11 protein-coding genes are annotated in these 14,163 nt (G+C 51.3%); 2 read left to right on the top strand and 9 right to left on the bottom strand.

Translation table 11 applies throughout. From position 1 onward, the window contains the following. The first annotated feature begins 144 nt into the window (after nucleotides 1-144). Entirely contained in the window at nucleotides 145-600 is a 456-nt protein-coding gene (locus KDW_RS22345; RefSeq protein ID WP_151758151.1) for an SRPBCC family protein, read from the top strand. 110 nt (nucleotides 601-710) lie between these two features. On the opposite strand, the gene KDW_RS22350 is transcribed toward KDW_RS22345, so the two are convergent. The 5 genes from KDW_RS22350 to KDW_RS22370 all read right to left on the bottom strand — a co-directional run bounded on the left by KDW_RS22350 (nucleotide 711) and on the right by KDW_RS22370 (nucleotide 7,439). Then, nucleotides 711-911: a hypothetical protein gene (locus KDW_RS22350; RefSeq protein ID WP_162005510.1), complete on the bottom strand. Its 201-nt coding sequence runs from the start codon at nucleotides 909-911 to the stop codon at nucleotides 711-713. A 214-nt stretch (nucleotides 912-1,125) separates the two neighbouring features. Beyond that, nucleotides 1,126-2,424, bottom strand: coding sequence for a WD40/YVTN/BNR-like repeat-containing protein (locus KDW_RS22355; RefSeq protein ID WP_151758153.1), 1,299 nt, complete (start codon nucleotides 2,422-2,424; stop codon nucleotides 1,126-1,128). An 83-nt stretch (nucleotides 2,425-2,507) separates the two neighbouring features. Then, the gene (locus tag KDW_RS22360) at nucleotides 2,508-3,608 is read right to left on the bottom strand and encodes a beta propeller repeat protein (RefSeq protein WP_151758154.1); all 1,101 of its coding nucleotides are present in this window, start codon (nucleotides 3,606-3,608) and stop codon (nucleotides 2,508-2,510) included. A 47-nt stretch (nucleotides 3,609-3,655) separates the two neighbouring features. Continuing rightward, the gene (locus tag KDW_RS22365) at nucleotides 3,656-4,867 is read right to left on the bottom strand and encodes a YncE family protein (protein ID WP_151758155.1); all 1,212 of its coding nucleotides are present in this window, start codon (nucleotides 4,865-4,867) and stop codon (nucleotides 3,656-3,658) included. A 178-nt stretch (nucleotides 4,868-5,045) separates the two neighbouring features. Then, a complete protein-coding gene (locus KDW_RS22370; protein ID WP_151758507.1) occupies nucleotides 5,046-7,439 on the bottom strand; it encodes a thiamine pyrophosphate-binding protein in 2,394 nt (797 codons plus the stop codon). A 344-nt stretch (nucleotides 7,440-7,783) separates the two neighbouring features. Between KDW_RS22370 and KDW_RS22375 the strand changes: the two genes are divergently transcribed. Further along, nucleotides 7,784-7,984, top strand: a complete 201-nt coding sequence (locus tag KDW_RS22375; protein WP_151758156.1) for a hypothetical protein — start codon at nucleotides 7,784-7,786, stop codon at nucleotides 7,982-7,984. Between the two features lie 3 nt (nucleotides 7,985-7,987). Here KDW_RS22375 and KDW_RS22380 read toward each other — a convergent pair whose 3' ends face one another. From KDW_RS22380 to KDW_RS22395, 4 genes are all read right to left on the bottom strand, one after another. Further along, nucleotides 7,988-9,547: an APC family permease gene (locus tag KDW_RS22380; protein ID WP_151758157.1), complete on the bottom strand. Its 1,560-nt coding sequence runs from the start codon at nucleotides 9,545-9,547 to the stop codon at nucleotides 7,988-7,990. 176 nt (nucleotides 9,548-9,723) lie between these two features. Further along, entirely contained in the window at nucleotides 9,724-11,994 is a 2,271-nt protein-coding gene (locus KDW_RS22385) for a protease pro-enzyme activation domain-containing protein (RefSeq protein ID WP_233097851.1), read from the bottom strand. Nucleotides 11,995-12,803: 809 nt separating this feature from the next. Continuing rightward, nucleotides 12,804-13,676 (bottom strand): glycosyltransferase, encoded by an 873-nt coding sequence (locus KDW_RS22390; RefSeq protein ID WP_162005511.1) that lies wholly within the window; start codon nucleotides 13,674-13,676, stop codon nucleotides 12,804-12,806. Then, nucleotides 13,610-14,005, bottom strand: a complete 396-nt coding sequence (locus tag KDW_RS22395) for a glycosyltransferase (protein WP_151758159.1) — start codon at nucleotides 14,003-14,005, stop codon at nucleotides 13,610-13,612. The genes KDW_RS22390 and KDW_RS22395 overlap by 67 nt, the downstream gene beginning before the upstream one ends. Nucleotides 14,006-14,163: the final 158 nt, after the last annotated feature.

Below are 14,163 nucleotides of genomic sequence, written 5' to 3' on the forward strand. Positions count from 1 at the left end.
AATTGGGATACTATTAGCGTCTACAAATAGGTGTACGTTTAACATTTGCCAGAAGTTATCTTTTACGCTCCTGGTACCAGAACATAAGTATTTTTATGATGCTGTAAACACTCAATTGAGTTCAAGAAAGGTAGATAGGTCAGCATGACCGTTACCCAATTACCCTCCAGTTTCGATATTCTTTTGTTGGAAGTAGATTTTCCCGCGAGTCTTCCTCAACTCGTCTTTGATTATTGGACGCAACCAGCCTTACTTCAGCAGTGGTGGCCGCAAGCAGCCGAACTTGTGAGAAAAGTCGGAAGCGCTTACCACCTGAGTTGGCCACAAATGAACTGGCATCTACGCGGACACTACACTACTTTTGAACTTGCAAAGCAGCTTGTTTTTACCTGGCGCTGGGATCATGAAGAGCCCGAGGAAGTCGGGCGCGAAGTCAAACTTGTCTTTGAGCCCCTGGAAACCATCGGAACGCGCCTCCACCTCTCTCATGGACCCTATAATGATACTCCTGAGGATCAAGAGCTACGCATTGAACACCATCTCGCTGGCTGGCAACACTTCCTTCCGCGTCTCCAACAACTGCTGGCACTATCTGTGTAAAAGGAGCAAGCAACCCAGCGTAGCGAGGGATGTCGTGTGTGGCGTTGCTTGCTCGTACGCCGAGAGGTTGCAGTGCTCGTCGCCAATACGTTTCGTTGAAGGAGAGAACCTCAACGGTATGGCGTGGCGTCGTGTACGTGGAGAGGGCGCCACACGCGGAGGCCGCACTGCTGCGTTTGCGCAGGCCAGCGTGCACGAACGACGCGCAGTGCTGTGGCGCCTACAGGGATCGTGGGTGCCGTGGCCTGCTCACACAGCAACGTGGTGGGTGAGCGCGTGGATCCTCCCCGTACCTTCTCGAAGAGGATCACGAAACAGGATCCGTCTCGGTGTAGGCGCCACAGGCATGCGATGCTCGTTGAGCCCCTCGCTCCATGATCACGCCGCATGCTGGCCTCCGCGTGTGGCGCCCTCTCCACGTATGATTCGCTGCTTTTCTCCACCATGGTTTTTAAGGTCACAAAAGCGCTTCAACGAAACGTATTGGCGACCAGCGCTGCCGGTACGGCAGAATGTTTGCTCTGATCATTTGAGGTTGGGTAGGCGCAGGCGGTATAGCCAATCCTGTTCGCCCTGGTGATATGCATACAGGTAACTGGTATGTTGAGCTGTGCTCATTAGCTGTGTGTTCCAGCATAGGGCGGCGCAACTTTCGTCGGTGGTATGCTCTAATGGCTTTGAGAGCACACTCCAGCGTGCGGTGCCGGGATTCCAGATCCAGAGCCATACATTTTTTGTTGATTGTCGGGTTCCGGTTGGAACTGGCAAGCCAACGTTCGGATCAACGCCAAAGGCGAGCATCTGACCTGTGTCGGTGACGCCCAATACCTGAAGTAAACCCGATTTTTTCTGATTGGTGCCTGCTACTGGTAGCCCTGGGATGCCTGACCATTGTTGTCCATTGGCACTTTGTACGATCTGTAGCTGGTAGAGGTTGGATGGTAGTTGTTCATAGGCCAGGGCATAGAAAGGCGTGGCGGTGGATGGCCAGGATGGGCTTTGTTGCAGATACGCCTGGACCTGCGGGGGTACTGTTTTTCCTTGTTGCCAGGAGTGACCACTATCGTTACTGGTCCATAAGGTTGATGACGCATGCTTGTTAGTAGAAACAGGCTGGACTAAGATTGCCAGGTTTTCACCCTGACCAATTATGGGTGCGAAAAACATGCTACTTGTGCCAAATGCTGTATCGGCGCGCGTCCATGATTGCCCATTGTCGTCCGAGCGTTCCAGCATGGCACGTTGCGGCGAGTTTTGGCCACCACCATAGCTGTACCATAAATAGATATGTTGCATATGGAGGCTGACGCTGGCTTCTTGCTGATTGATCACGCTGGCTGGCACGCTATGGGTTATATGTTGCCAGCTTGTGCCGCCATTATTGCTGAGATAGAGGTGAAGCTGGTTATTGCCAGTGGTCTGTACTGCCAGGGCGATCCGTTGTGGTTGTGCCCGATCAATTGAAAGCGAGCAGGTGGTACCGCTTAATCCTCCTGGCAATACTACCTGTGCCCAATGCTGTCCATTATCGTGGGTCTGCCAGAATTCAAGCTGGCTTGATTGTGAAGATAGACAGATAAAAATAGTCTGAGGATTAGCCGGTGAAACCGCATAAGCCTCTAAGTGAGCCCCTTTGACTGGGAGGGCTAGCGCTTCCCAGGTGTTGGTCATGGCAATCCGGGCCGGGTGGCTGACAGGTTGGGCCTGCTGGCTCGGTGTCTCTGCATCAGCCTTAGATGCGCTACAGCCAACCAGGAGGATTGCCATCAGCAGCACCAGTGCACCCGTGAGCCGACCAGGCTGTTGCTTTAGCATCGTATACACGTGAGAACTCCATTCTTGCCGAGTGTTTCATCCGTGAATTCGCATCATTGCATTAACTTGTTTTATTGAGGTCTTCATATTAATTATAATGAAAAAGCGGTAACCGAGTAAATAGTGGGAAGGTGATCAGCGATGAGTTGCCAGTGCGTGGCGTTATCGGATGACGCAAAGAGCTGTCCACTCCTGGTGCCAACATAGACGCCGCAAGGATCCGTGTTGTCGGTGCACATGCCATGGCGCAGGACTTTCAAGCGACCTGCAGGTCCTGCAGGTAGGCCTGCGGTGCAGGCCTGCCAGTTGTCGCCAGCGTTTTCACTGCGGTAGACGGTGAATTGTTCACCGTTCGGATAACGGTCTTCTGCATTGACCACGATGGTGAAAAGTGTGTCTGGATGATTGGTATCCATGGCGAGCGGAAAGCCAAAGGTAGTGGGTAGCCCATTGTTGATACTCTTCCAGCTATTACCAGCATCCAGGCTACGAAAGAGGCCACAGCGGCTCTGTTGATAGAGTGTCTCTGGTTGTCGGGTATGTTGTAGCAAGCGGTGGGTACTGGTGCATACTTCTGTCCAACCAGCGGGATCCGGCTGGGAGAGCTGGTTGATGGTCTGCCAGGAGCTGCCATAATCTTCGCTGCGTACGGTGCCCGCGCCCGAGATACCCAGCCACATCCGTTCGGGGCGCGTTGGATCGGCAACGATGCTATGGATGCAGGTCCCGACCGAGCCATTTTCCCAGTGATCCCGTTGTCCCTGTTGCCATAGCTGCGTATTCAACTCCCAGCTCTGGCCGCGATCGTGGGTGGTCCAGAGATTGGCTGGACCTGTTCCTGCATAGAGCGTCTGGCGATCATTACTACGTCCTGGTTGAATATGCCAGATCTCTTTGTAGATGCTTTTGTCTTCAGGTGAAAATTGTGGACCGTGTTTCGGCTCCTGCCAGCTCTCGCCAAAGTCATCACTATAACGCAGGCAACCCTCCTGGTTGGCACGATTATCGGCTGCAAAGAGGCGGTGGTGGTTGCGTGGATCACAGACGGCGTAGAAAACGTGTGTATCAGGACCGTGCAGGCTGGTTTTTTCTACTGTCCAGTGTTCACGATCGCGGGATGTAACGCGGAATAGACCCTGACTGGTGCCTACCAGTAGTAGAATGGTGCCTGAAGGATAGTGAACCGTATTCATATGCCAACTTGCCTCCTATATGCAGTTTTCACAGCTCTGTCTGGTGCTTATTCGCCGTGTGGAAGTTTTTGTGGGCGTGCAAAACGCCGGTAGAGAAAATAGCCGGTCGGGACTATGAGCATCACGGCCAGTAGTCCATAAGATATGATCGTTGCGAGTATGCCTGAAAACGTGGCTTCCTGTGGATGAATTGGCGCCAGCGGCGGATATAGTCCTGTAATAATAAAATGCGGACTGCCGCCAACGTGTATGCTGGTGACTTGTTGTTTGCCAGGAATATCGAGCATCACGACCTGACCATTGTTCAGCGCTACAAAGCCAAGCTGTCCATCGTTGGTGATAGCGACCGAGTTTGGGACGGCATCAAAATGCAACGTACGCTGTGGCTCATGGATCCGAGAGTATCCTACCGCTACTGGTGCCAGGACGGTGAGTTGTTGATGCCTGCTATCGGGTACATAGATTTCTCCGGTCGCTTCATCAAAGTCCATTGGACCATAGTTGCCGCCAGAGAGCAGGTGCATGGTCTGGTATGTATGCAAGTCGATGGCCGAGATTGCTCCTCCTTTCGTGGTCACATAGGCTGTCTTGCCTGGTGGAATGGCAATGGTCTGTGCTTGATCAGCTGGCAGCGTGACCACCTTGCTTGTCTTGCCCGTATGTGTATTAAAGATCGCGATCCCTCTGGACGTGGTGGCCCAGAGCTGTGTTTCCTGTCCATCGGCGAGATTGGTCTGCGCAAAGGCCAGAGCCAGACCATTCACTGGCGCTGGAGCTTGAAACGTACGTTTGAGCTGGCAATTGGTCGTCTCTAGCGCGGTAATTCGCTTGTCCATGTTGCCAGCGGTATAAAGTGTTGCCGTGATGACATCCAGGGCCAGAAATTCAGGCCGCCCGGGCAGGTCCAGCATACAGATTGTGTTGCCAGTGCTGGCTGCCAGCATCGCGATCTGTCCCGCTTGTGGTCTGGTAACATAGAGATAACGACCATCTGGACTCAGCAAGACTGCGTGTGGATCACCTGTGATCGCGAAATTTTTACTGACATTCTTCTGAAAGACATCAATCACGCTGATGCCTCCGGCAGAGCCCGCAACATAAGCCAGATTGGGAGCACCGCCATCAGCCTGTGTTGTTCTGCTTAACTGAAAAGACAGCAGGAAAATAATCAGCATCCACGCGCCTACCCATGCCAGTCCTTTTCCTTTCATCTTTTCAGATAAGCAGAGCCAGAATCCTTTATTGTCATGTAATTTCATACAGTAATCTCTTCCATATACTAAGCAGAATGAGCATAAAAGCACATTTTTCTTTAGTATAGGCCGAGATCCCAACTGTTCTACATGTATACATATATTTGTTTTTAAGCTAGCGTGCCGGCGTGCTACCAGTTTACTTTATGCTCAGTGAGCATCCTGGTAGCTAGCAGACAGGCTATTAATCCAGTTCGAGGGCGGCGTAGCTGGCGGCTACGATATCCTCAACGCTGATGCCGACTTGTTGATAGAGATCATTGAGACTGCCTGATTGTCCAAACTCATCTACTCCCAGTGGGATACAGGGAGTTCCATAGATGCTACTGATAAAGGCCAGGCTATGGGCCGAGGCATCCTGGATGGTTATCAGAGGGATATGGCGTTCAGCTTTGGGAAACAGGGTGTGCAGATGCGCGGTTTCCGTTGGCGCTGGTTGTCCCCGACGTTGAGCGTTGCGCAATGCGGTCAGCATGGAAAACACACGTTTGGGACTGGTCAGGTGGATGACGTTGGCGGCGATGCCTTCGCGGGCCAGCCGTTGTGCGGCTAGCAGGGCTTCGGGGACCATCGCCCCCGTGGCAATGACCTGGACCATTTCGTTGTCCTGCGCGTCAGGTACCAGTTCGTGTCCTTCCAGTAAGCGATATCCTCCATCCAATACCTGCTGACGCAGGGTCTCTTTGCCTAGTCTGGCCAGAGCGGGTTCGAGCAGTTTTTGCTCAATTTTCTTGGTGGATAGCCGCAGGTACGTAGAGCGTCCCTCGCTACGATCGCAGCACTCACGCAATGCCGCCAGCAGGATCCATTCGACCTCGCAGGCGAAGGCGGGCTCATAATAATGCAGCTCCGGTAACTCGATGCCCAGTGAGGCCGTGACCGTGGATTGATGGGCGCCCCCTTCGCTACTGAGGCTCACACCCGCTGGAGTGCCGGCGAAGATCATCTTCGAGTGATTGTAGAGTCCATAGATTAATGCATCCAGGCCACGACACACAAACGGATCATAGACGGTTCCGATAGGGAAGAGGAGCTGGCCTGAATGTTCGTAGCTCAGACCCAACTGACCGAGCAGCATAAACAGGTTCATCTCTGAGATACCGAGTTCAATATGCTGGCCAGATGGATTGGGCTGCCAGCGCAGGGCACGTTGCATATCTTCCTGATAGTCAGGATGTTGTGTGGGTGAGAACACGCCAGTTTTATTGACCCAGGCGCTCAGGTGGGTTGAGATTGCTACATCCGGTGCGGTGGTGACAATCCGTTCGCCAACACCAGCCAGTCCCACCAGTTGGGGCAAGACACGTCCCAGCGCTTCCTGCGTTGAAGTTTTACCCGGGAAAGAGAGATCCAGGCTGGTTGGAATGGCATCGGGAGTGATCAGCGGGGCAGCCTGCAATTGGTCGCGGCGCAATAGCTCTGACCTCTGACGGCACCAGCGACCTTCTGCTGTCTGGGGCGCAAATGCCTCCCACTCCTGTCCAGATGCAATCCCTAAATCTTCCTGGAACTGTCGCACCTGTTCGCTACTCAAGTGCATCGAGTGGTTCATAGAATCACCCGCGAAGGGGAGTCCCCAGCCTTTAATGGTATAGGCAAAGAGGACGGTTGGTGCATCCTGACACTGGTCCGCTTGCTCAAAGGCCTGAAGCAGCGTATTCAAATCATGTCCGCCCAGATTAGCCAGCAGGCCATGCAAATTCTCATCTGGCGTGTCGTTCAAAGCCTTCGCAATCTCAGGGTTTTCTGGACCATTGAGGCCGGTAGGATGCGTCAGGCGGACACGAATGTCCGCTCCCGGGCGGCGCAGCAGGCTTTGATATTCTTCGTTGCTCATCTCATCGATGCGCTGGCGCAGGGCTTCTCCACCTGGTTGGGCAAAGACTTTTTGTAGCTGCCGTCCATATTTTGCCTCCAGCGTTTGCCAGCCTGCGGCCGCGAAGAGCTGTTTAATCTGCGTGGTATGGACGCCTGATACGATGCGATCCAGGCTCTGACGATTCAGATCCACAATCAGCAGGACATTACCTGCGCCCTGGATTGTTTCATCAATGATGGCTTCCCAGATACTTCCTTCATCTAACTCGGCATCTCCGATGATGGCCACAAAGCGCTGTGGTGTAACGTTCTGGAAATGCTTCTGAGCGTAGCGCTGGGCTACGGCCGCGAATGCCGGCGCAACTGCCCCCAGGCCGACTGAACCTGTACTGAAGTCAACTGGATCAGGGTCTTTAGTGCGACTTGGATAGGCTTGTAAGCCCTTGTAGGCGCGTAAGGTCGGTAAATAGCTTTTGTCCAGATTCCCCAGTAAGTATTGGATTGCATGATAAGCTGGCGAAGCGTGTGGTTTGACACTGACCTGATCCTCCGCATTTAAATAATGAAAGTAGAGGGCCGTCAAAATGGTCACCATTGATGCTGATGAAGCCTGATGCCCACCAACTTTCAAGTCATCTGGATTGGGACGAATTGCATTGGCATGATGAATCATCCAGGTTGAGAGCCAGAGCACGCGTTGTTGAATTGTGTCCAACACGTGATATTCATCAGCTTGAAGGATCGCTCGCTGTTGCTCCATTGCAGCAGTTGTTGCAACTGTTGGGGCTAGCGGCTTATGTTTTTTTTTCGTGCTGCCATTCGTTGCAGCGTTAGAGACCTCTCTCTGCATATAAGCCATCCTTGTATCTATCTATTAAATTAACACTACTCGTAACAACATGCTTACTAAAGTGCAGTTTACCATTTCGTATCCATCTCGTCACCATGGTATTCCCGGTTTCCTCCTGGTATATGCCGCCGCTGGCAGTCTGGTGGGTTTTGTTTAACACATTGATTATACCAAATTCGCCGATAGTTGTTGTGAGGTTCTTGTGAGGAAATGGGGATGAATCAGTTTTTTGGGTTTCCTCTGCCAGAGGGGGTGTGTATAGTAATGGTGGTTTTGCGCATCACTTACGCCTGCTTGAAGCTGGTGCAGGGAGCGCAGGACTGGTAAACGACCGGCCTGGCTGGTTGACCGGTCTCAGCAACTGGCGGAACTTTGAAGTGGGTTGGTGTGAGCCAGAAACGGAGACCGAGCAACTCGCGCAGGTCCGGGCGTCGTCAATTTGCTTAAGTCACTAGCATCTAAGCGTTTTCTTCGGGACTGGCAGGCGTCTCAAGCGCTTGCTTTTCCGGAGTGAAGGCAAAAGTTTCTTGCTGCCGTCGTTCCGCTCGACCCCAGAGATAAAAAATGATCGTCAGCAGGATAATTGCTCCCAGGGCGATTAACTGGGTGCTCTCATAGGTCAGGCGTGATACGCCCGCGCTTTTAATGGCGTCATCGGTGGGAAAGAGGAGGAAGTAGCTGACGATGATGGTATAAAACATCGCGAGTATGCTGACGATCCAGGCACCAGGCATTCCTCCGGGCACACGATAGGGCCTGACTGCCTCTGGCTGCTTGTAGCGCAGAAACAGCAGATTGGGGAAGATGAATAGGTAGGCCATAGTGTTGACCGAGACGGTGAAGCCGAGCACCAGTGTAAAGAGTGATTGCAGGGTGCCAGCACCAAAGTTGTTGATCAGTACCGCCAGGACCATGGCGCAGGTGGCGATGATGCCGCTGACAATGATCGCGGTGTTGGGTGTGTTTGTGCGTGGATTGAAGCGAGCCAGACTCTGGGGAGCCACATGGTCCTTCGCGGCAACGGCATAGGCCCGGTTGGCGCTGACCATCCAGGTTGAGCCGCTGGCACCCAGGGCGACAATCAAGAGTGGAACCAGTAACCAGCGCAAGAGCATGGCCACAGGACCGGGCAGGATAATCGTCACGTTAGCAATCGCTTCGAGCAGGCCGCTACTGCCCGTGATCTGAGCTTTATTGAGGGCAAAAATTGTGACGACAATCGGAATTACATAGGCCAGAAAAGCCAGGCCACCCGTCAGGAACATTGAGCGCGGCACGGTGCGTTGGGGATCATCCACCTCGTCGCCCACATTGACCTGGACCTCGAAACCTTGCCATTTAAAAATCATAACCGGGATAATTCCGCTGACAATAATACCCAGCGAGCTTGATGGTAGCAGGTCGTGTACACTCATATGGACGCCATTGGCGTGGCCGGCCGAAAAAAAGATCAGCGCCAGTACGACAAAGAGTCCAATCAACAGGAGCTTGGCGGCCGCTCCAGTGGTCGAGATGCGCTTGCTGAGTGAGATAGGGAGTAACGCGGATCCCATAATACTCCAGATGAAGACTGCGGCAATCGCGATCGTGATCCAGACATCGGCGGTTTTGTTGCCGCCAAACAGATAGTCGGTTCGTCCAAACCAGAGTACTTTGATGGAGGTAATAATCGTGACAAACATCGTGCCACCAATCCAGAGTGGATTAGCAATCCAATAAAGCATGGCGGCAATGGCGGCATAGAAACGGCCGGCACTCATTTTTCCCCATTCATAGACGCCACCGGCGCGAGGGAAGGTGCTTCCGAGTTCTGCCATCAATAATTGATAAGGAATAAAAAAAGTCAGACCTACCAGGAGAATCCAGAATAAGGCCTGTCCTCCATAGGAGGCGGCTGCGCCCAGTGTATCGAGGCCCAGTGCGCCAGCGATAGTATAGAAAACCAGGTCTCGTACATTCAAACGAGAGCGTGTCGGTTTGCGTTTGTTGGGGGTTGAGAATGATGCCGAATCATTCATGGGTAGATAATGCTCTCTTTCATGGGTATGGTAAAAATTGGTGCTATATATGGTACAGATTGTTATGTTGTCTTTAACAGCAAGGAGGCAGAGAATATTCCGTCGTCCTCTGGCGGCTCTGAACAAAAAAAAGTAGCGACAGGAGTTCTCCCGCCGCTACGATGTTCTATAGATGATCAGGCGCCGTCTGGATTGCCGAATATCACATCATCAACAAAAAAGGACGTTGGTAGATACTGATCGGTTGTTCCTACAAAGAAGAGTGTAACTTGTTGTCCCCGGTAGTTAGCCAGAGTACTGGTTACATCGAAGTTATATTGTACCCAACCGTCTGCATTGATATTGCATTTGGTTGAAAGGACTTTAATCACAGTACCACTCTTCGTACGTAGTGAGGCCGAGAAATTGTCGTAGCAACGTCTGCTATCATGCTGACTGGTTATGATCCTTAACCAGTAGCTTAGCACGAGGCTTGAGCTATTATTAGGTATCGTAACAGTTTGATAGATGGCATCGGCACAATTATTATGCCCACAGAGAAACGCGCCCAGGCGACCAGTATGTGGAAGTGTGCCATCTACAATCTCATAGCCAGCTTTCGAGCTTTCAGTCCACCCTGTACTTCCCTGCTCAAAGTTCCCATTAATGAGCAGATTGTTCCCAGGTGTTGGTGTAACTGGCGTCGCTGTAGGTACAGCGGTCGGTGTAGGTGTAATGGTTGGAGTTCTGGTAGGAGTCGGAGTGGCGGTTGGAACAGGTGTTGGGGTTGTGGTTGGTTGAGGCGTTGGCGTGCCTGATGTGCCTCCGGCCAGAGCCTGAGCAAGGACTGTGGCATTGGGTGAGCCGATGCCAGTGGCCAGATCATAGTTAGCACTGGCCTGGTAATACAGGTTATTGCCGGTGGTAACATCATGGAATGGGCTATATGGCTGTGCACCGTTGTAGACATTATACAAAGGCACGTGAGCGTTGCCTAACACTGGCTTGCCCTGAGCTGCCAGGGATTGGTTGATATCGGTCGCAATGCCTGCCCAGAGGGGAGCTGCCGCGCTGGTTCCGCCGACTGATAACCAGCCTCCACAGTTGGCGGCACTGGTAGTACAATAGATGGAATAGCCTGTAGCTGGATCTGCATCAGCTGAGACATCTGGCACCATGCGATGGGCATTGGTCAAATTAGTACCTGTCTGGTAACTCGGTTTGGTGAAGTATGAACTGACACCACCACCACCGCCAGATCCATTGCTAGAATTACCCCAGGCAGCTTCACTAGAGTAGACGCCACCTGTATTGATCGTCAAATGCGTACCACCAACGCCGACCACATACGGATCACCTGCTGGTGAGTCGACGGCCAGGGAATTGCTATTACCGGAACAATCATAAGCCCCTGAATCACCAGTAGCGGCAAAAGTGGCCTGACCCTGTGCGGCACCTTGCGTAAAGATATTATTGAGGGCACCCAATTCCGCGTTACCCGAAGCCGCTTCGCAGAGGCCCCAACTGGTCGAGGTGACTTTGGCGATATTATCGGTCACAATCTTATTATATGCATCATTGACGCCCTGCGTGGAATTGGGAGCGATATAAATCTTCTGGTTAGCATTTGGTGCAAGCGCTGAGACGACTTCCATATCTAATACAACCTCAATCGCGCCAGCACCGGGTGTATTTGTCGCGCCATCAACCAGCACATTCGAGTATTTAGGCGCTCCCAGATTGTAGTTATTGAGATATGTATTGACATCTGAGGGAGTATACCCATCCAGTTCAAAAATGGCCACCGTCTGACCGGTGCCATTGTAGCCGGCGTTGATTAGTCCAGACACGCCATAGGCGGTACGGAGCTCGTTTGGATTGTATCCACCTCCAGGACCTACGAGTGGCCTGGCGTTTTTGTTGATGTGATGGTGAGGCTCAATCGGAATATCGTCCAGCCCACCGATATTTTGGATAAAAGGACTGACATTAGCGGGTACTGCTGGCTCATTGACAGGGGCGTAGACTGTATTATTTTTGTAGTTATAGTCATAGATCACCGTATTAAAGGCCAGGTTTACCTGTCCGACGTTACCAGCCGCATTAATGAATAATCGGTTGGGAGTGACTGATTCAACTGTGAGTCTCTGACTCTTCAGAAAATTCTCTACCTCTGTCACCATCTCTGGAGTGGGACCAAAACGGGCGGCGAATTCCTGTGGTGTCAGGAAATGTTGATATTGTGGAGAGTGGGGATTATTTTGCTGCTCAATCAGCTGTGTCAGGGCATCTTTGTTGTGGAGTTTGAGGCCAATTGAAAGCTGGAGTACGTTGTTGGCAGCGGTTGCATGTAAAGGAATCGCATGGGCCAGAGCTGGAATCACATGGCCTGGTACAAGGTTAGTCGCCTGCACATGTTTGCTAGCAGCAAGGGAGGGGGTGGTTCTGCTAAGCGCGGTCGATGTCATGAGTGCAAAAATGATCATTACGATCGTTAGAGCGAATTGAAGACTCCATCTCTGATGTAGTGTTTTTTTCAAAGGTACCTCCAAGAGAATCAATGGATGAAAAAGTAAGAAACAGCGCAGTAGCGCTTAAGATCCTTGCTACATCCCTGTAATTTGAAGGTCAATGGGTCTTCTAGTACTTTGTCAAACTTCGTGTGATGGGTTGTGCGCCCGCGTAGCGGGCGGGATGGGGAGATGCCGGGGGCACAGCCCCCGATCCCCCAGTCAAGGGGATCGCCGCTTGATCATGCCCCCGGCATGCTCGCTTGCAATCCCCGCCTCCCTATCGAATGATGTCTGACAGACTTCTAGTGATCGTCCCTGGACGCTATAAGCGCAATTGCGTTTTTTTGAGGATCACTATGTCTTTTGCCGTAAAATAATACTGCAATTGTTATAGTGACATTGTCCTGATTCAATTTTACAGCAGCTAAAAATACTTTAAATCAATAATACTCTGATATAACTACTTTAAAACTTTTACGAATTTTAACAGTTAAATGACGTTATATACGTATATATTGCCTATGCTTGTGTTTATACTACTTGCTTATTTCATACAGAGATAGTATCGAGTGCGATTGATACTGTGAAATCTGGACATAAAAATGCTGTGCATGGTGTTATCTAAATATTCAGATAACACCATGCACAGCATTTTGCGCTGATATTTATACCTGTAGGTAGAGGACTTTAGGTTAAGTATGTGATGAGGTGTAACCTTACCACATACTTAACCTAAAGTCCAAAAAAATCAGTCGTTACGCTATTTATAAAGCATGTACGGGCTGGCGTACTTTATGGAGTTCAGCAAATTCTCTGGCCAGTTGCAGATACAATCGTTCCCATTGATCAAGGACTTTGTTGCGATCATGAGCGGCAACAATATTCAAACTTTCCGCGCCCATGCTTGCTTGCAGGTTTTTATCTTGTAAAATGAGATCCATCTGGAATGCCATCTCTTCGCTGTTGCCTGGCTGGAAGAGGAAGCCATTCTGCTGATGATGGACAAGTTCGGGTAGTGCATAGGCATTCGCAGCGACGATGGGGAGTCCACAGGCCATGGCCTCCATCATCGCCAGACTTTGGAGATCGGCTTCTGAAGGTATTACAAAGAGCTGTGCTGAATGTCGTAATGAAAGCAGATCACTGTCGCGTACAAAGCCCAGGAAGCTCACGCGATCCTGAATCTGAAGCCGCTCAACCTGAGCGCGCAGGGCGGCTTCAGCGGGTCCGGAGCTAATCAGGGCCAGATGTGCAGGTGTATGCATCCTGGCCATTGCATCTAACAGGACATCAATGCGCTTCTCGTCGCTTAAGCGATTGACATGGATAATCAGTGGACGATCCTCAGGCAGCCCCAGACGGCGGACAACCTCTGGTTCCGCTGGTCTCTGCGCATAGTAGCTCAGGTCGATGCCATTTGAGATCACTCCCGATGGCACGTGCAGCCCATGATCCGTAAGTAGATTTAAAGCGGTCTGCGTTGGTGACGTCACATATTTGCAGCGATTATAGAAATAGACCAGATATGAGTAGGTAAGTGAGCTAAGCGTCTTGCCAAGCACAGGATCGGTTAAGAGCGAGCGGCTAAGCATATTGCTGGGGAGATAATGGTTGGTAGCCACCAGCGGTTTATGCAAACTGGGGCGAGAATCTGTGCAATGTTGCCTAAAACAATTGGTGAATGGATGTGGATAATGTCTGGATCGCTTTGCCTCACTAATTTATGGATCGGTGCAAATGGAAGCAGGGGAATACGCAGATCCTTATAGGTTGGCCATTCAAACGAAGAAAAGCGGGACACATGGACACCATCTTCCATACGCTGTGTGTCGCGGGTACTATAGCTGGGTGCGACTACCCACACCTGATGGCCGCGGTTCACAAAATCGACAGCCAGACCATGGGTCACATTCGGCACTCCGCCTACCATGGGAGGATATTGATCGGTGACGATCATGATGCGCATATTTTTTTGCTCACTTTCCGTGGCTTATCTGTTCATTGTTATCCAGTATTCATAGCGTTTCAAAGCAAGTGGTAGTTATTATAGAACGGGTCAAGAGGTTAAACAAAACTCATTTATTGCGATGAAATTAAGGTCGCTTTGCCGGTTTGAAGTACTTT

Source organism: Dictyobacter vulcani (assembly GCF_008974265.1).
In the GTDB taxonomy this organism is placed as follows: domain Bacteria; phylum Chloroflexota; class Ktedonobacteria; order Ktedonobacterales; family Ktedonobacteraceae; genus Dictyobacter; species Dictyobacter vulcani.